The sequence below is a fragment of the Spirochaetota bacterium genome, assembly GCA_035477215.1.
Classification (GTDB): Bacteria; Spirochaetota; UBA4802; order UBA4802; family UBA5368; genus MVZN01.
Map to the genome: position 1 here is coordinate 1 of DATIKU010000040.1, position 17,036 is coordinate 17,036.

Consider the following 17,036-nt stretch of genomic DNA (forward strand, 5'->3'; position numbering starts at 1 on the left):
CATCGCGAAGCGCTCGTCCTTCGTCTGCTTGTGATAATAGCGGTAATAGATCTGCTGGGCGATGGCCGCAAGGCGGAAGAGGCCGAAGCAGTAATAGTAGTCGAAACCGCCCACGGGTACGCCGGACTTCTCCGCGTAGCGCGCCACGAGCTCGTCGCGCGTGAGCGCCCCCTCTATATTCGTCGGCATGAGGCGGATGGCTTGGAGGTTCTCGGGGTCGTTTTTCTCCACCCAGTAGGCGAGCGAGCTTCCCAGATCCATGAGCGGGTCTCCGAGCGCCGCCATCTCCCAGTCGAGCACGCCGATGATCTTCAGCGGGTTTGCGGCGTCCAGCACCACGTTGTCGAACTTGTAGTCGTTGTGCACGATGGAGTGGTGCGGCGAGTCGGGAGGCATCTTGGCGGCGAGCCATCCCATCACCGCCTCGAAATCGGGCGCGTCGGGGGTGCGCGCGTCTCGGTAACGGCCGCTCCATCCCTCCACCTGCCGTTTCACGTAGCCCTCGGGCTTTCCGAAATCGCCCAGGCCAACGGCCCTGTAATCGATCGAATGCAGCTCGCAGTGCACGTCGATGAGGCGCTCGCAGAGGGCGCGCGCGTCCGCGGGAGAAAGCGGCATCCCCTTCGGCGGGTTCTTTCGTAAAATAATGCCCTTGATGCGCTCCATCACGTAGAAGGGGCATCCCATTACCGATTCGTCCTCGGTGTAGACGAGCGGTTCAGGGCAGTACGGATAGACCGGACGCAGCGCTTTCAGAATGCGGTACTCGCGCCCCATGTCGTGCGCGGTCTTCGCCTTCTTGCCGAAGGGAGGCCGGCGCAGCACCATTTCGCGATCGCCCACCGAGATGAGATAGGTGAGGTTCGAGAATCCGCTGGGGAACTGTCCGATTTCAAGCTTACCCGAAAGGCCCGGGATGCTGTCTTTAAGAAATTCCTCAACGCGCGCCAGGTCGAGCTGTTCACCCTCGCGCACGGATACCGCGCTGTCTGTCAGGTCCATTGCGTTTCCCTCCGTCTCTTTTCTTCAACCCCGGCCCCGCCGCGCCCCGGGCCAGATAGGCCTCGATGAATTCGATGATGAACGCCAAGTAGTCCTCCACCGAAACCCCGCGCGAGGTGTACTTCCAGCGCTTGAGATACCAGTCTTGAAGCAGGGCCTTCACCGAGGCCGCGGCCAGTACGGCGTCCGTCGGGGCGAAACTCCCCGCCGCCACGCCGCTCTCGATGATCCCGGCGAAGAGCGCCTCGGTGAAGAGCTCGCCCTCGATTGCCCTGTTCCTGCGCGCGCGGTCGAGGTAGCGCGCCTCCATGTACGAAAAATAGAACCACGGCTGCAGCGATTCGCTGAGGTACAGGTGCGCGCGCACCGCCTGGCGCAGGCGTTCCGCCGGCGGCGCGGTCGCGTCGATGTGCTCGGAGAGCACGCGCACGACGATGCGCGCGCCCTGCTCCTGGATCATGTCGAGGAGGCCCTCCTTCCCGGAGAAGTACGAGTACAGCGCCCCCATCGAGAGGCCCGTCTCGCGGCCCAGGTCGCGCAGGCTCATCGCGTGGAAGCCGCGCGCGTTAGCCAGCGCGAGCGTCGCGTCGAAGATGGTTACCAGGTTCCGCACCGCGACCGCCTGCTTCTTGATCTTGATCGATGCCCGGTTCTCGGCGTATATCGCGGCGCAGATGGCCTCGCGCGAAAGGCCAACACGCTTTTTGAAGTCGGCGTATCTCATCCCGCTTTACGTCCCCGCCTCAGCGCACCGTCCGCTTTTCGTAAGTGCGCAGCAGCCTTCCCGCGAACGAGGACTTGTGCACCTCGTCGGCGCCGTCGTAGATGCGCGCCGCGCGCTCATGACGAAAGAAGAAGGCGAGTATGGTGTCGTCGGTCATGCCCAGGCCGCCGTGCACCTGGAGCGCGCGGTCGATGACGCGCTGCATGGTATTGGCCACCACGAACTTGATGAGCCCTATGTCGTCGCGCGCCTCCTTGGCGCCGAAGCGCTCGATCTTCCACGCGGCGTGGAGCGTCATGAGCCGCGCCGCCTGTATCTCGGCCGCGCTCTCGGCCACCCACTGCTGGATGATCTGGCGCGAGGCGAGGGTCTTGCCTTCGGGCGAGATGACGCGCTTTGCCGCGCGCGAGCACATGAGGTCGAACGAACGGTTACAGATGCCGATCCAGCGCATGCAGTGGTGGATGCGCCCCGGACCCAGGCGCTCCTGCGCAATCACGAAGCCGTGCCCCTCGGGGCCCAGCAGGTTCTCCCGCGGCACGCGGCAGTTTTGATACAGGATCTCGCCGTGGCTGAAGTAGTCGCTTCCCGAGTGGCCCATCACGGGGATGTTCCGCACCAGGTTGAAACCCTTTGTGTCGCAGGGCACGATGATCATGCTGGCGCGCATATAGGGCGCGGCCTCGGGATTGGTGATCGCCATGACGATCGCGAACTCGGCGCCGTCGGCCGCCGTGGTGTACCACTTCTGGCCGTTGATGACGTAATCACCGCCGTCCTTCACCGCGGTCGTATCCATCATGACCGGGTTCGAACCCGGCATCTCGACCTCGGTCATCGAGAAGCAGCTGCGGATATTCCCCTCTACAAGCGGGATCAGATATTTCTTCTTCTGCTCCCCGGTGCCGTATTTATGCAGGATTTCAATGTTCCCGGCGTCGGGCGCCTGGCATCCGAAAATGAAGTGCCCCAGGGGACTGCGACCCAGCTCCTCCGACACCAGGGCGTGCTCCATAAGATCGAGCCCCATGCCGCCGAACTCCACTGGATGGTTCGGCGCCCAGAGCTCCATCTTTTTCACCATCCGTCTCTTTTCCTCGAGGACCGGGAGCATCTCCCGGAAGTCCTTCGAGGTGAACTCCGGCTCGAGCGGGACAAGTTCCTTATCCACGAACTCGCGGATCATGCCGCGTATTGCCTGCATCTTTTCGCTTATTTCAAAATCCATAGTCTTCCTCCTGATGTGGTGATGTGCGCCCGACCGCACCTGCCTGCCGAAAGCGCCGCTGCTATTACCGATACGTGATGATTTCCTTTTCGTTTTTCTCCTCGAGGTGCGGAACCGCGTTTAATGACGAGAGCGTTATGCGGTCGCCGTCGTACACGAACTTCGTTATCGAGGTGTTGACGATCTGCCAGCAGATGTGCATGGTCGTGATGTCGGGCGTGTCGACGGCGTACTGCACCGACGCCGAGATGGTGCCGCCCGAGGCCACCACCAGCACCGTTTTATTGCGGCCGTTCTCGGCCATGACCGCCGAAAGCCCCTTCGCCACGCGGGCCTTCACGCTCTTCCAGTTCTCCACTCCCGGCCTGTCGAACCTGCCGGTGACCCAGCGAACCATCACCTTCTCGAAGATGCGCTGGAAGGATTTTTTGTCGGTATAGATGTTCTCGAGCTCCCGCGACAGCGACGAATCCTCCTCAAGGAGTTCCGCAAGCTGTGACTTGATGATGGCCTTCGAATCATACTCGTTGAACTCGGGCATGACCTTGAGTTCCGGCACCTGCACGCCGCGCTCGCGGTAAAGCCCTATGATCTCGAGCGCCGTGCGCTTCTGCCGCTCGATCGCTCCGGAATACACCGCGTCGAAGCGGAGGCCCAGCCTCAGGAAATACTCCGCAAGAAGCACCGCCTGCTCGACGCCCCGTTTCGAGAGCCTGTCGTAGTTCTCCCTGCCGAACGAGGCCTGGCCGTGCCGCACCATATACATTATGCTCATCGCGTGTTCCCCTGGAAACAGCATCCGTGCGCATTCGAAATAATGTCAAACAAAAAAATGGAACGATCGTTCGGTTTTTTTGTTGCGAATATTCAAATAGTTTTAAATCATGGTGTCCCTGGGCGCGGCCGCGCCGGAAAACGAACAATCGGAGCGCTACGATGACCACCAATCCTCTGCACAAGCTCATGAACCCGGCCTCGATCGTAATCATCGGCGCGGGCAACAGTTTTATGAAGATGGGCACCATGCACGCCCTCAGCATCATCAAGGACGGCTACTTAGGGAAGTTCTATCCCGTGCATCCCAGGGACGAAACGGTGCTCGGTCATAAAGCATACCGCTCCGTAGAGGAGCTTCCCGAGGCGCCGGATCTCGCGCTCATCGTCATCCCCTCCAAGCACGTTATACCAATCATCGATTCGCTCGGGAAACTCGGCACCAGGCACGCCATCATCATCACCGCCGGCTTCAAGGAGACCGGAGAAAAAGGAGGAAACATGGAGCGCGAGCTCGTCGAGACCGCGCACAGGCACGGCATGCGCTTCGTCGGTCCCAACTGCATGGGGATCGTAAACACCGCAATCTCGCTCAATACCACCGTGGTGGAGCTTCGCGACAAACCCGGGCTCCTCGGCTTCGCCTCGCAGAGCGGCACCTACATAACACAGTCACTCAAATACCTTGGGAAGCGCGGCATACGCTTCAGCAAGGCGCTCAGCGTCGGCAACGAGGCCGATATCTCGATCATCGACGCGCTCGAATACCTCGGCGAGGACGAGCAGACGAAGGCGATCGCACTCTATATCGAAGGCATCCGCGACGTGCCGCGCTTCATCGATGTGGCGCGCCGCATAACGCCGAAAAAGCCCGTCGTCGCACAGTACGTCGGGGGCTCGAAGGCCGGGGCGCGCTCCGGGAAGAGCCACACCGGCGCGATGGCTGGCCCGGACCATATCTACGACGGAATCTTCCGCCAGGCGGGCGTCATACGCGTCGACTCGGTCGAGGACCTCTACGGCCACGGCTGGGCGCTCGCCACGCAGCCCATCCTGCGGGGCAACCGCGTCGGCGTCGTCACCAACTCGGGCGGCCCCGGCACCGCCATGTCCCACGTCTGCGAGGGCGGCGGCATGGAAATACCGGTGTTCTCGGAGAAGCTCCGGCAATCCATACGGCCAATGGTGCCGCCGCACGCCCCCTGCGGCAACCCGGTCGACATCACCTTTTCGCTCGACACGAACTCGCTCACCACGGAGATCCCGCGTCTTGCCATGGAGAGCGGTGAGGTCGACGGCATCGTGCTGCACGGCGCCATGAGCTCCGGCTTCGTGAAGGCGATGTACCCGCATATCGCGGACATGCTCGGAGGCAAGACGATCGACGACGTGGTAAAGAGCCTGAGCGCCGATCTCACACAGTCGGTGGGACTGCCTCAAAAATACGGCATCCCGATGCTCCTCTCGTCATTCTTCGACCGCGACGACAGCTTCACCGAGTTCTACGAAGACAACGACATCCCCGTCTTCGACTCGCCCGAAAAGACAGCGCGCGCGATGGTAACGCTCAACCGCTACCGGTTGGTGAGACAGCGCGAGGCGCATGCCGCGGCGGCGGCAGTCCCCCGTTCGGACAGTGCCGCCGCTATTATCGAAAAGGCGCGAAGGGCGGGCCGGAGCGCGCTCGACGAGCACGAGGCCAAACTCGTCCTCGCGGCCTACGGCGCGCCGGTCACCGATGAGCGGCTGGTCACCACGGCCAAAGACGCGGCGGCGGCGGCCGAAACGCTCGGCTACCCGGCCGTGCTCAAGGCCTGCTCGCCCGAGATTTTACATAAGACCGAGAAGGGCCTGGTGCGGCTGAACCTCATCTCCGCGGCGGCCGTTGCCGCGGCCTTCGACGATATGCAAAAGGCCGCGGGCGCCGCGGTGCCGGCGATCGTCTACCGTATGGTGGAGGGCAGTCGCGAGCTTGTTGCCGGCATGACGAGGCACGCCGGGATCGGTCCATGCGTGATGTTCGGCCTTGGCGGAGTCTACACCGAGCTGCTTCGCGACATCGCCTTCCGCGTCGCGCCGCTCACCGCCGCCGACGCGCGGGAGATGATGCACGAGATAAAGGGAAGCAGGATCCTCGGCGAATTCCGCGGCATGCCCGCCGCCGATATCGACGCTCTCTCGAAGCTCCTGCTGGCCCTGGGCGCCGTCGCGCTCAATCACCCGGAGGTGCGCGAGATCGACATCAATCCGATTCTCATAAGCGGCGCCCGGCCGGTCGCCGTCGACGCGCTGGTGACGCTGGAGGCATAGGAAATCAGGACGCCCGGGGACCATCTCCGCGCGGCTTTTCGTCCCACAATATCCGAACCGTTAAATGCTTTTTATGCGCGCCCGGAATTTCCTTGCCCTCCACCATGCCGGATGGTAGTATTCGGACTGCCGGGCGAAACCGTCATGAATGCGCGCATACTGATCGCGGAGGACGAGAGCATCATCGCTCTCGATCTTTCAGGGATATTGCAAAACCTGGGCTACGAGCCCTCGGGGATAGTTTCGACCGGAGCGACGGCGGTTGAGGCGGCGCTCGCCGATCCTCCCGACCTCATCCTGATGGAAATCTACGACAGGCTCTACCGCTCGCCCGATTACCGGTCGGTCGGGGTGAAAGATTACCTTGACAGGCTCATCGACGGCATACGGCTCGCCTATTCGCCGGGAAGCGCCATCCGCATCGAGAAATCGATCGAAGAAATACCGCTCGATTCGCGCGTACTCTTCCCGGTCGGGATGATCGTCAACGAACTGCTTACAAACGCACTCCGGAACGCCTTCCCCGACGGGAGGGCCGGGCTGATTACGATCGGCCTTAATCGCGACGATAAACGCCGAATCGAATTGACGGTGCATGACGACGGCGCCGGGATTCCGGACTCGGTGAATCTCGATTCGGGAAAGGGATTTGGCCTGGTGCTGGTGCGGACGCTCGCCGAACAGGTCGGCGGCGAGCTTATGCTTTCACGCTCAAACTGGACCGGATGGACAATCCGATTTCAGGGAAACGACAATGCCTCAAAGGGATCAAACGGTCCCGGCCGCGGGGGCAAGGCCTTTTAAACCACTTCCATGGAGGGTCGATCATGTCTAAAATTTTTGCTTTTGTCTTTATGGCGGTTTTCGCCGCCTCGTCGCTGTACGCGGGCGAAGTGAAGGAAGCCGCCTGCAAGGCGGCGTGCATGAAGAGCAGGGACAAGTGCGTTAGCGAAGCGTCGGGCAGCAGGATGAAGGAGATGGCCTGTGACCAGGCGTACAAGAAGTGCGAGAAGGATTGCGAGAAAGACGCCGAGAAGGAAAAAGGAAAAAAGAAATAGTCCGCGGTATATTCCCGCCCCCACGGGTCCCCCGGGGGGGCGGGGTTCTGCGCCCCGCGGGGCCGCACCGGGGTATCCATCCGCTCTGCTTACGCGTTTCCGGCCCTGAACAGCCCGGCGTACGGTCGATAAAAAGTATTGTCGACCGGTATGGCCCCCTCGATCGCGCAGATGCTCCGCGCGAAGGCGCCCGATGCCCGGATCAGCCTGTCGGGCGGCCATCCGCTTAAAAGCCCGGCGATGAGCATCGCGCTGTATCCGTCGCCGGCGCCGACGGTGTCGACCACGGTAACATCTCCGTTTTCCGCGGCGCGCACCCGTTCTCCCGAAACATACAGCTCGCTCCCCCTCGCGCCCCTGGTGAGCGCCAGGATCCGGATGCCGTATGTTGCCATCAGATACTCCGCGAAGGCCTGTTCGTCGCCCGCGAAGCCGAGCATCGTCTTTAGCCGTCCGAGCTCGTCGTCGTTCATCTTCACGATGTCGGCGTATTCGAGCGAAGTCAGCACGATATCGGGCGTCTCGCACCCGGGGCGGAGATTGACGTCGTAAAAGCAGAGGGCCTCGGGCGGCTTCTTCGCGACAAGCGCGCGTACGAAATCCTGGCCGTGCGCCGTGCGCTGAGCCAGCGAGCCGAAATATACGAGCCGCGCCGACGCAAGCGTTTTCTCGACGCCTTTTGAAAGCTCGAGATAATCGAAGGCGGCGTCGGGGAGAATGCTGAATGTCGCGTTGCCCGATCGATCGAGCTCGATGCTCACCTGCCCGGTCGGGTGAACGTCGTCGCGCTGCACCAGGTCGGAGGGAAAACCCACCGAGCGAAGATAGGCGAGCATCTCGCTTCCCAGCTCGTCCGTTCCCACTCGCGACGCGAGGGCGGCATTGAAACCCAGGGAGCGCAGATGGAACGCCACGTTGAAGGGGGCACCGCCGGGACGTCTGTACGATGGAAAGATGTCGAAGAGTATTTCGCCGATTGAAAGAATCATCATATCCATTTTTCAATCGATGCGCGGATGAGTCAAGGGTTTTTATGAAAAAAATTTCTGAACAGGGAAAATCGTCATTTCAAGAGTACATCGCATAACCGCACAAGCATCACGCGCGGCGGATCTCGTACGCGTACTTGCCGTCTTTCGCGAACCCGAGGCGCTCGTAGAGGCCGTGGGCCTCCGCGCGCTTCCGGTTGCTTTGAAGAACGACCTTGTAGCATCCGGCCCGCCAGGCTGTATCGATCGCCTCGCGCAGCAGCGCGAACGCCAGTCCCCGGCGGCGGTGCTCCGGATGCGTGATTACGTTTTCGACAAAGGCGATCGGCCTCCCCCCGCGAGTGAGGTTGGGAAGCAGGTAGAGACAGCAGGAGCACACGACACGGCCCTCGGACTCCACGATCATACAGCGGCAGATATCCCCGGACGAGTGAAAGAGCTCCCACGAGCGTTCGAGCCGCCGGATATCGGAGCGGTCCTCCTCCGGGCTCAAATGGCGATACAGCTCGATGATGTCGACGAGCTCGTCCGGGCGCGCGGTCCTGATCAGGGCATCCATCCCCTACCGTTCCTTCCGGCGACCGCTTTCCATTCCGGCGAGGGCCATATCAACAGCGTGCGCCACCAGGTCGGCAAGCGGCACGCCGACAAAGCCCGTGCTCTTCTTCACTTCCAGGATAAGCACGCCGTCGATGACCCCCCACAGCGTCACCGCGGTCTTCCAAGAGTCGACCGAGCGGAACTCCCCGGATCGCACGCCTTCGTCGATAATCGAGGCTATGAGCGAAAGCAGGGCTTTCGTACGCTTCTCTATGAGCGGCACCATCTTGAGATCCGAGAAGAACTCCCGCACGCCCAGGTGGTTGACGGCTATGATGTCGTAATACTCGCGCTCGGTGGCGAAAAACCGGTAATAGGCGCCGGCCAGCGCCCGTATCCGGTCGGATGCCGTTGTGAAAACACCTTCAAGCGTTCGGGCGATCATCCCCTCGAGGATGTCCATGCCCATGAGGCTCAGCGTCCGGTATATCTCGAGTTTGCTGTCGAAATACTGGTAAAACGATCCCGGCGTGAGGTCGGCGTCGCCGGTGATCATCCTGATTGTCGTGGCCTGGTAACCGTGCATGGAGAAATGACCTTTCGCCGACTCGAGCAGCCGCACGCGCCGCTCGGCCTTTTCGCCTTCCGATCGTGCCCTCAGCTTGTTCATCGCTTCACAACCCATCAATCGCGAATTTTTTGCAAATATTAAATTGACATATAATTAAACACTCATTTATTTATCCCAGGCTGCACTTCCGGGACGGATTCGGGGCATTCCCCGGGGCAAACAGAGAAACCCGCTCCGGCCGGGGAGGCGGCCATTGGGTTTAAAAATCCCGTCATGGAGGTTTCCAATGAGCTTTTTGAGCACGTATCGCTTCAGGAAATGGCATGTCGCTCCGGCGTTCGTTCTTATCCTCATCATTTATTTCATTTTCACGTCGATTCCATTCGGGACATACGCGTATACCCCCGTACCCGGCGAAAAGCACGCCGTGCCGCTCGATCCCGAAAGCCCGTGGCCCAAGTTCCGCGCGGACGCGTTGCAGAGCGGCCGGGGGCGCGTAGTCCCTGTCACCGATCCGTCACTGCGTCCCTGGATGTATAAAACCGGCAAGGGAATCTTCAGCTCTCCGGTAATCGACGCCGAGGGAACGGCCTATATCGGCTCGGCCGACCACTGGTTTTACGCCCTCGGCGCCGACGGCAGCCTTAAATGGAAATTTAAAACCGGAGAGATTATCGATTCCTCGGCGCTGCTCGACGACCGCGGGCGCGTCTACGTCGGTTCGGGGGACGCACATGTCTATTGCCTTGAGCGGTCTGACGGAAGGCCCGTCTGGAAAATGAAGGCCCATACCGTACGGGAAGTCGAAAAGGAATTCGGCCTCAAGACCTACAACCTTGACTGGTTCGAGGGTAACATCGGCATGCTCGCCGACGGCACACTCATCGCGCCGAACGACAACTACCTGGTGTACGCCATCGACCGCGACACCGGCGCGCGAAAGACCCAGTATGTCGGCAACGAGCTCATGTGGTCGCTCCCGGCGGTGAACGCGAAGACCGGGCGCATCTTCTTCGGCTCCCAGTACATGGCGCTCGAGAACGTATACTGTTACGACACCGCCACGGGAAAAAAGCGCTGGGCGAACGGCGGCCTGGGCTCGAACGCCGCCTCGCCGGTGCTCACCTCGGACGCGCATAACGGCGCGGTGGTGCTCGGCGGCTTCGACGGCTACGTGCGCGCCTACGCGCAGGACAGCGGCAAACAGCTCTGGAAACGGGGGCTTCGCGACCACATCTACGCAAGCCCCGCGCAGCTCTCCGACGGCGCCATCATCCAGCCCTCGGCCGACGGGACCGTCTACGCGCTCGAACCGTCAACCGGGGATATCCGGTGGTCTTTCGACACGCTCGAACCCATACGCTCCTCGCCCGCGGTCGACGCGCATGACAGGATATATGTGGGTTCCGGAGAGGGACGCCTCTTCTGCATCAATCCCGACGGCACGCTGCGCTGGGCGTACCGCTGCATCGACGAGGACCGCAACGACCTCAACGGCTCGCCGGGCCTGGGCCGTACGGGCGTGTACATAGGCGGAGAGAACGGCGGCGTTTTCTTTGTCCCGTACGACTACCCGCTCTCGCCCGCCGGCATGCGCGACGCGCGCTGCGCGCGCGGCCCTGGCGAGGACCTCCCGGCGGAGGGCAGCCACCTCGTCTTCACCACGCACTTCGGGAAGCTCCGCACCGAAACGCCGGAGCGCATCGACGCCAACCAGCCGCTCGCCTATACGCTTTTGGTGCGCGATAAGGGCGACACGCTGAAGTCGGCCATCGACCGCGACAGCGTCGTAGTGGAGGTGAGTGGGAGCCCGCCGATGCGCGTTGACGTTTCGGCCAACCGGCAGTTCCTGGTCGTCACCCCGCGCGAAACCTGGACCGCGCCGGCCGGGGGCGAACTCACCGTCGGCATAAAGGGCTCGTATCTCACGGGCCTTCGCCGTTTCGGACTGAAGTTCTTCGGCGGCTCGGGGGGCGGAAAATTCGAGTACCGCCACGTGTTCCATGTCGCGCCGCGCGGCACTGCCGGCTCGCCCTACCGCGTGCCGAAACGACCGGGCGATGCCTCCACCGTGTTCGAACTCAGCCGCCTCGCCGCGCCCAATCCGACCATGCTCCCCTCGTGGAACCAGATCGGCTTCGATTCACTGCACTATCTCTGCGGCGTGGTGGAAGGCGACGGAAAACGCATGCTCGTCTGGACGGTGGGAGGAAAGCTCCACAACGGGAAAACGTTGGTGAACCCGGCGCTCGAGGCGCGCTTTCCGCTGGTGCTCGAGTACGACGGGGGCCTTCTCACCTTCCGCAATTACGACGGCTTCAAGATCAACTTCGTGGGCTCGTGGGACATGCCCTTCGGCTCGTACCGCGTCTCCTCGAAGGCCGACCCGGCCACGGGCGCGCTTCGCGACACGGGCGCCTTCAGCGCCATCGCGCTCTGCGACGAGATCGAGTATTATGGAAGGTTCCTCAAGCTCATGGGCATGTCCGAGTTCGACACCGGCCATATGGCGGTGTTCGGCGGCATGAACCTGGGCCTGCACGGCCGCGGCTACGCGGCCATGCCCGCGGGGGTGGGGATGGTGGCGTTCGGCGTGAACGGGAACACGGTCCAGGCGGATATAAAGGGCGGCACGCTTAAAAAAGACGAGCACGTGTTCAGTCTCATGCTCGTCGATGACGCGACGGGGAACCCGCTCGCGCTTTATTACACGAAGCATACGACGGTCGAATCGGATGACAGGGGAGTCGTCAGGAAGATCGGCGTGCGTTTCCCGGGCGGATCGGTCAAGGGTAAGCTTCGCGTCTACTACATGGTCGACACCTACCCCGCGGCCAGAGGCGTGGTGAACCTTTAGGCTGCGGCATATTCAACGTCCCGCGCCGGTGACGAAATGCCGATTCACGGCCGTTCAGGGAATCGGCATTTCGTTTTTGCGTTCATCGACGGCACCGTTTTATTCTTGAACGGCCGGCGGACATACGATACACCGGCGCACGCTCGCATGATATTCCGCGCCATAAACCGGGAGGTGACGATGAAGGGCCCCATGCCCGCCTGGATGTTCCGCTTCATGGAATTCATGCTCGCGCTACGCGACCTCTTCATCAGCCCGCGCCGGCGCCTCGTCGCGGCCGGGGTGCGGGAGGGCTCGCGAGTACTCGATTTCGGCTGCGGCCCCGGCACCTACTCCATCGAGGCCGCGCGCGTTGCCGGGCCGGCCGGGCGGGTGTACGCGCTCGACATCCATCCGCTCGCCGCGCGGCGCGTGGAGGAGGTCGCCGCGCGCGAAGGACTCTCGAACATCAACACGATCGTTTCGGACGGCGCAACCGGCCTGGAAGAAAAAAGCGTGGACGTGATTCTCTTCTACGACACCATCCACCTCCTCGAGCGCCCGGAAACGGTGCTTTGCGAGATGCACCGCGCGCTCGCGCCGGGCGGAACGCTTTCCGTCGCGTCGTACTTCATGCGCAAGCGCCGCATCGTGGAGGTGGTTTCGGACGGAGGGCTTTTCGAATATCGGGGAGGGGGCCACGGGTCGCTCCTGTTCACGCGCGGTGCGGAATGAAGACGTAACGCCACTCGTCGCTCACCGCGGCTCGCGCCGGAGAAAGGGCGGCCCCGCGCTCGCCGCCGATTTGTATTGACTCCGTCGTCGTCCCCGTGTAGCATCGCACGGACGTTCATTGTGCGATAGGAGCATCGACATGGAGCTTTCCCCGCTCACGTGGCTTTCAATCGGCCTCATACTCGCGGCGCTCGAGATGCTGGCGCCCGGTTTCGTCGTCTTCTGGTTCGGCATCGGGAGCGTTCTTACCGCACTGCTGGTCCGACTGGGAATCCTGGAATCCGCCGAGGCGCAGTGGCTCTTCTTCTTTGTGTCATCGGTCTCGCTGGTGGGACTCTGGTTCGGGGTGCTGAAAAAACGTTTCCGTCCGGATGAATCCACGGGCCTGCGCGACCCGACCATCACGGGCCTGCGCGGAAGATGTACGCGCCGCATCACGCCGGCGGTCCCCGGGGAGGTCGAGCTCTTCGAGAGTTTCCACGGACTGCGGATATGGCGGGCAGAATCACCGGAAACGATCGAGAACGGAGATGAGGTGACCGTAAACGACGCAAAGGGCATCAAGCTCGTCGTTTCCAAAGTACGATAAAAGGAGGAACCATCATGACCGGACTCATTATCGCCGTGGCCGTACTCGCATTGTTTCTCACCTTCAAGGGCGTCCGCATCGTGCCCCAGGCCCAGAACTGGCTGGTCGAGCGCTTCGGCAAATACGCCGCCACGCTCTCGCCCGGGCTCAACCTCATCAATCCCGTATTCTCGCGCGTGTCCGCGAAGATCGACATTCGCGAACAGGTGCTCGACCTTCAGCCGCAGGGCATCATCACCGAGGACAACGCCGCGGTGAAGGTCGACGGCGTGCTCTTCTATAAGATTCTCGACCCGTACAAGGCCTTTTACGGCATCGAGCACCTCGAGTTCGCCATATCCAACCTGGCGCTCACCTCGCTGCGCTCCATAATGGGCCGCATGACGCTCGACGCCTCTCTTTCGCTTCGCGAAAAGATCAACGCCGAGCTCCTCAAAATCCTTGACGAGGCGACCGACTCGTGGGGCACCAAGATCACGCGGGTCGAGATCAAGGACATCATGCCCCCCCAGGACCTCCAGCAGGCCATGACCCTGCAGATGAAGGCCGAGCGCGAACGCCGCGCCACCGTGCTCGAAGCCGAGGCGCAGAAGGAGGCCCAGGAAAAGAAGGCGGAAGGGTTCAAGCGCGCCCAGATACTCGAGGCCGAGGCGAGGAAGGAGTCCGCGCTCCGCGACGCCGAGGCGCGCGAACGGCTGGCCCAGGCCGAGGCGAACGCCATCACCTCCGTGGCGGGGGCGCTGAAGTCCACCGGCGGCGATCCGCTTATATATCTTCTCGGGCAGGAATATGTAAAGGGCCTGGTGAGGCTCGGGGAGTCGCAGAACAGCAAGATGGTCATTCTTCCGGCCGACCTCATCGACTCGGTGCGAAGCATCTTTAAAATAAAGGGGTGATGGGTAACCCCGCCGCGGCCCGAATGCTCCGGCCCTTCGCGCCATGAAGATACTGGTCTGCGTGAAGCAGGTCGCCGACTCGGAGTCGGTGATCACGATCGATCCCTCCGGCTCGTGGATCGAGGAGGAGGGACTCGTCTTCCGAATGAACCGCTTCGACGAGTACGCCGTCGAGGAATCGCTCGTCATACGCGACGCATTCCCCGGCTCGGCGGTGACGGCGATCTCCGCGGGGCCGGAGCGCGCCGAAAGCACCGTGCGGCGCGCCATGGAGATGGGAGCGGACCGCGGCGTTCGCGTTGCGCTGGAAACGCGCGGCTACACAAGCCCCATGACCGTCGCCGCCCTCATCGCCGCGCATGCGCGCGAGGAAGGCTACGACCTCATACTCTGCGGCGCCATGGCCGAGGACGACATGCAGGCGCAGGTTGGGCCGCTTGTGGCCGAGATGCTCAATCTTCCGTCTTCGACATCGGTGATCGCGGCAACCGTCTCAGGGGACGCATCCGCGATCAGGGTCGAGCGCGAGATCGAGGGCGGCGTGCGAGAGGCGATCGAGCTCTCGCTTCCCGCGCTCGTCTCCGTACAACCCGGCATCAATCGTCCCCGCTACCCCTCGCTCTCGAACGTGCTCCGCGCTAAGAACCAGCCGGTACCGGCGGAAGAACCGAACGCCGCGGCCCGCGCACTAATGCCCGAGCGCCTTGCACGTCTTTACGTCCCCGAACGATCGGGCGCCTGCGAAATGCTCGAGGGAAGCCCCGCGGAAAAGTCCGAAAAACTCCTCGCGATCCTCTCCGCGAAATCGCTAATATAGGACGCCGCATGAGACCGATCGTCATCATCGCCGAACTCGACAGCGGCTCGGTCCATCCTGCGAGCCTCGAGGCCGTCGCCTTCGCGCGCGCCCTTGCGCGGCTCGAACCCGGACATCTCACGATCGTCACGCTCGGTCACGCGGTACGCGAAATTGCCGGCAATCTTGCCGCGAGGACCGGCATCGACGTTATCGCGCTCGAAAACGAACACGCGGACGACTACACCGCCGGGCTCTGGAAGGAGTCGCTCGCCGCGGCGGTCGCGCCGCTCGAGGCGCGCTTCGTCGTGGTGCCGCACACGGCGCGCGGCTACGACTTCGCGCCGGGCCTCGCCGTACGCCTGGGCGCCGGCTGCGTCACCGCGGTCGAGGCCCTGCGGAAGGACGACGGCGCGATCGTGCTCACCCGCTCCGCGTTCGGCGGGAAGGCGCTCATGGACATCGCTCCGCCGGCAGGACGCACCGTACTCACCGTGCAGCCGGGCTCTTTTCCGGTCGAACCGGCCTTCGCCGCCGCGCCGGGCACGGTCACCATCCGGCCAGACGAAGCGCGCGACGCGCGCTCCCGCGCGCTGGGGCGCACGGCCTCCGAAGCCGAAACGGCGTCGCTGAATGAAGCCGAGGTGATCGTCGCCGCCGGAAGAGGCATTGGCAAAAAGGAGAACCTGGAGCTAATCCGCGCGCTCGCCGCGCTCTTCCCCCGCTCGGCCCTCGCCGGCTCGCGCGCCGTATGCGACGCGGGCTGGCTGGAGTACGCGCGGCAGGTCGGCGTTACCGGAAAGACCGTTTCACCGCGCCTCTACGTCGCCTGCGGCATCTCCGGCACGGCCCAGCACACGGCGGGCATGAAGAACGCGCAGACCATCGTGGCCATCAACACCGACCCCGGCGCGCCCATCTTCAACGTGGCGCACATCGGGGTCGTCGAGGACCTCACGCGCTTCATTCCGCTCCTTATCGAATCGCGCGAAAAGTCCATGAAGGTTTGAGAACGGGCCCGCGGCGGGCCTTCACATCACGCCCGGAAAAACGGGCGCCATGGTCCAAATCCGCGAAATGCGACGATAAAAAGTAATTGTGTATTTTGACTTGGCGGTGTACTGCGGGGAATCGGCTTTTTTCGCGAACTTCAATCATTTGTTCAATCATCTTTCAAAGGAGCGTTCATCATGTCAGACGTCATTCTGTACGAGAAAAGGGAGAACATCGGCATCATCACCATCAACAGGCCCAAGGCCAACCAGCTTTCGGGCGAGGTATTCGAGGAGTTCCGCAAGGCGCTCGACGCCTGCGAGGCCGACAGCGGACTGCGCGCGATCGTCGTGACCGGTTCGGGCGACAAGATATTCAGCGCGGGCGCGGACCTCTCGGCCGGCTTCGGCGATTACGGCCCAGTGGACTTTCTGAAGCGCGGCCAGGACCTCTGCAACAAGATCGAGGACTTCCCGCGGCCGGTCATCGCCGCGCTCAACGGCCACGCCTTCGGCGGCGGCTGCGAGATCGCCATGGCCTGTCATTTCCGTTTCCTGAGCGAGGAGGGGCGTATCGGCCTCACCGAGACCAATATCGGCATCATGCCCGGCTACGGCGGCTCGCTGCGGATGCCGCGCCTGGTGGGCAGGGCGAAGGCGCTCGAGTACATCTGCTTCGCCAAGCAGATCGACGCGGCCGAGGCGTTGGCCGTCGGACTGGTGAACTACGTATTCCCCAGGGACAAAGTGCTTGCCGAGGCGATTGAATTCGCCAAAAAGCTCGCCGCGCGCCCGCCGCTTGCCGTTAGCGCCGTCCTGAAGCTCCTCTCGGCGAGCCCCGGCATCCCGCCCGAGCAGCACCTTAAAGTAGAGCGCGAGTCGCTCGCGAAGCTCTTCGGCTCGAAGGACACCGCCGAGGGGCTGACCGCCTTCATGCAGAAGCGGCCTCCGGTCTTCACCGGCGAGTGAGGCCCGGCCGCGGCGCGCCGTTTTTAT

17 protein-coding genes are annotated in these 17,036 nt (G+C 62.7%); 10 read left to right on the forward strand and 7 right to left on the reverse strand.

What is annotated here, in order from left to right; genetic code table 11:
* From VLM75_09100 to VLM75_09115, 4 genes are all read right to left on the reverse strand, one after another.
* Positions 1 to 1,002 (reverse strand): phosphotransferase family protein (locus VLM75_09100; GenBank protein ID HSV97077.1); only part of this gene is annotated, 1,002 nt, incomplete at its 3' end.
* Complete coding sequence (locus VLM75_09105; GenBank protein ID HSV97078.1) at positions 962 to 1,726, reverse strand: TetR/AcrR family transcriptional regulator; 765 nt, start codon at positions 1,724 to 1,726, stop codon at positions 962 to 964. The genes VLM75_09100 and VLM75_09105, both read right to left, overlap by 41 nt.
* A 19-nt stretch (positions 1,727 to 1,745) precedes the next feature.
* Positions 1,746 to 2,954: an acyl-CoA dehydrogenase family protein gene (locus VLM75_09110; protein HSV97079.1), complete on the reverse strand. Its 1,209-nt coding sequence runs from the start codon at positions 2,952 to 2,954 to the stop codon at positions 1,746 to 1,748.
* 64 nt (positions 2,955 to 3,018) lie between these two features.
* Positions 3,019 to 3,729 carry a histidine phosphatase family protein gene (locus VLM75_09115; GenBank protein HSV97080.1) on the reverse strand — a complete coding sequence of 237 codons (711 nt, stop codon included), beginning with the start codon at positions 3,727 to 3,729 and terminating at the stop codon, positions 3,019 to 3,021.
* A gap of 161 nt (positions 3,730 to 3,890) precedes the next feature.
* Between VLM75_09115 and VLM75_09120 the strand changes: the two genes are divergently transcribed.
* The 3 genes from VLM75_09120 to VLM75_09130 all read left to right on the forward strand — a co-directional run bounded on the left by VLM75_09120 (position 3,891) and on the right by VLM75_09130 (position 7,096).
* On the forward strand, positions 3,891 to 6,038 hold the full coding sequence (locus VLM75_09120; protein ID HSV97081.1) for an acetate--CoA ligase family protein: 2,148 nt from the start codon (positions 3,891 to 3,893) through the stop codon (positions 6,036 to 6,038).
* 144 nt (positions 6,039 to 6,182) lie between these two features.
* Positions 6,183 to 6,842, forward strand: a complete 660-nt coding sequence (locus VLM75_09125; GenBank protein ID HSV97082.1) for an ATP-binding protein — start codon at positions 6,183 to 6,185, stop codon at positions 6,840 to 6,842.
* Positions 6,843 to 6,865: 23 nt separating this feature from the next.
* Entirely contained in the window at positions 6,866 to 7,096 is a 231-nt protein-coding gene (locus VLM75_09130; GenBank protein HSV97083.1) for a hypothetical protein, read from the forward strand.
* Positions 7,097 to 7,185: 89 nt separating this feature from the next.
* On the opposite strand, the gene VLM75_09135 is transcribed toward VLM75_09130, so the two are convergent.
* The 3 genes from VLM75_09135 to VLM75_09145 form a co-directional block, all read right to left on the reverse strand.
* Positions 7,186 to 8,094: a carbohydrate kinase gene (locus tag VLM75_09135; GenBank protein ID HSV97084.1), complete on the reverse strand. Its 909-nt coding sequence runs from the start codon at positions 8,092 to 8,094 to the stop codon at positions 7,186 to 7,188.
* A gap of 100 nt (positions 8,095 to 8,194) precedes the next feature.
* A complete protein-coding gene (locus VLM75_09140) occupies positions 8,195 to 8,644 on the reverse strand; it encodes a GNAT family N-acetyltransferase (GenBank protein ID HSV97085.1) in 450 nt (149 codons plus the stop codon).
* 3 nt (positions 8,645 to 8,647) lie between these two features.
* Positions 8,648 to 9,295: a TetR/AcrR family transcriptional regulator gene (locus VLM75_09145; GenBank protein ID HSV97086.1), complete on the reverse strand. Its 648-nt coding sequence runs from the start codon at positions 9,293 to 9,295 to the stop codon at positions 8,648 to 8,650.
* A 187-nt stretch (positions 9,296 to 9,482) separates the two neighbouring features.
* On the opposite strand from VLM75_09145, the gene VLM75_09150 reads away from it, so the two are divergent.
* From VLM75_09150 to VLM75_09180, 7 genes are all read left to right on the forward strand, one after another.
* Positions 9,483 to 12,053 carry a PQQ-binding-like beta-propeller repeat protein gene (locus tag VLM75_09150; protein ID HSV97087.1) on the forward strand — a complete coding sequence of 857 codons (2,571 nt, stop codon included), beginning with the start codon at positions 9,483 to 9,485 and terminating at the stop codon, positions 12,051 to 12,053.
* Positions 12,054 to 12,233: 180 nt separating this feature from the next.
* Positions 12,234 to 12,767 (forward strand): class I SAM-dependent methyltransferase, encoded by a 534-nt coding sequence (locus VLM75_09155; GenBank protein ID HSV97088.1) that lies wholly within the window; start codon positions 12,234 to 12,236, stop codon positions 12,765 to 12,767.
* Between the two features lie 139 nt (positions 12,768 to 12,906).
* Positions 12,907 to 13,356, forward strand: a complete 450-nt coding sequence (locus VLM75_09160; protein ID HSV97089.1) for an NfeD family protein — start codon at positions 12,907 to 12,909, stop codon at positions 13,354 to 13,356.
* Between the two features lie 14 nt (positions 13,357 to 13,370).
* The gene (locus tag VLM75_09165) at positions 13,371 to 14,252 is read left to right on the forward strand and encodes an SPFH domain-containing protein (GenBank protein HSV97090.1); all 882 of its coding nucleotides are present in this window, start codon (positions 13,371 to 13,373) and stop codon (positions 14,250 to 14,252) included.
* Between the two features lie 43 nt (positions 14,253 to 14,295).
* Positions 14,296 to 15,069 (forward strand): electron transfer flavoprotein subunit beta/FixA family protein, encoded by a 774-nt coding sequence (locus VLM75_09170; protein ID HSV97091.1) that lies wholly within the window; start codon positions 14,296 to 14,298, stop codon positions 15,067 to 15,069.
* Positions 15,070 to 15,077: 8 nt separating this feature from the next.
* Complete coding sequence (locus tag VLM75_09175; GenBank protein HSV97092.1) at positions 15,078 to 16,058, forward strand: electron transfer flavoprotein subunit alpha/FixB family protein; 981 nt, start codon at positions 15,078 to 15,080, stop codon at positions 16,056 to 16,058.
* 180 nt (positions 16,059 to 16,238) lie between these two features.
* A complete protein-coding gene (locus VLM75_09180) occupies positions 16,239 to 17,009 on the forward strand; it encodes an enoyl-CoA hydratase-related protein (protein ID HSV97093.1) in 771 nt (256 codons plus the stop codon).
* Positions 17,010 to 17,036 lie beyond the last annotated feature (27 nt).

Excerpts from the sequence above, each read along its gene's own strand:
- VLM75_09130 (HSV97083.1), top strand. The coding sequence starts at position 6,866 with ATGTCTAAAATTTTTGCTTTTGTCTTTATGGCGGTTTTCGCCGCCTCG.
- VLM75_09160 (HSV97089.1), top strand. The coding sequence starts at position 12,907 with ATGGAGCTTTCCCCGCTCACGTGGCTTTCAATCGGCCTCATACTCGCG.
- VLM75_09115 (HSV97080.1), bottom strand. The coding sequence starts at position 3,729 with ATGAGCATAATGTATATGGTGCGGCACGGCCAGGCCTCGTTCGGCAGG.
- VLM75_09155 (HSV97088.1), top strand. The coding sequence starts at position 12,234 with ATGAAGGGCCCCATGCCCGCCTGGATGTTCCGCTTCATGGAATTCATG.
- VLM75_09165 (HSV97090.1), top strand. The coding sequence starts at position 13,371 with ATGACCGGACTCATTATCGCCGTGGCCGTACTCGCATTGTTTCTCACC.
- VLM75_09135 (HSV97084.1), bottom strand. The coding sequence starts at position 8,094 with ATGGATATGATGATTCTTTCAATCGGCGAAATACTCTTCGACATCTTT.
- VLM75_09145 (HSV97086.1), bottom strand. The coding sequence starts at position 9,295 with ATGAACAAGCTGAGGGCACGATCGGAAGGCGAAAAGGCCGAGCGGCGC.
- VLM75_09170 (HSV97091.1), top strand. The coding sequence starts at position 14,296 with ATGAAGATACTGGTCTGCGTGAAGCAGGTCGCCGACTCGGAGTCGGTG.
- VLM75_09175 (HSV97092.1), top strand. The coding sequence starts at position 15,078 with ATGAGACCGATCGTCATCATCGCCGAACTCGACAGCGGCTCGGTCCAT.
- VLM75_09120 (HSV97081.1), top strand. The coding sequence starts at position 3,891 with ATGACCACCAATCCTCTGCACAAGCTCATGAACCCGGCCTCGATCGTA.
- VLM75_09140 (HSV97085.1), bottom strand. The coding sequence starts at position 8,644 with ATGGATGCCCTGATCAGGACCGCGCGCCCGGACGAGCTCGTCGACATC.
- VLM75_09110 (HSV97079.1), bottom strand. The coding sequence starts at position 2,954 with ATGGATTTTGAAATAAGCGAAAAGATGCAGGCAATACGCGGCATGATC.
- VLM75_09105 (HSV97078.1), bottom strand. The coding sequence starts at position 1,726 with ATGAGATACGCCGACTTCAAAAAGCGTGTTGGCCTTTCGCGCGAGGCC.
- VLM75_09150 (HSV97087.1), top strand. The coding sequence starts at position 9,483 with ATGAGCTTTTTGAGCACGTATCGCTTCAGGAAATGGCATGTCGCTCCG.
- VLM75_09125 (HSV97082.1), top strand. The coding sequence starts at position 6,183 with ATGAATGCGCGCATACTGATCGCGGAGGACGAGAGCATCATCGCTCTC.
- VLM75_09180 (HSV97093.1), top strand. The coding sequence starts at position 16,239 with ATGTCAGACGTCATTCTGTACGAGAAAAGGGAGAACATCGGCATCATC.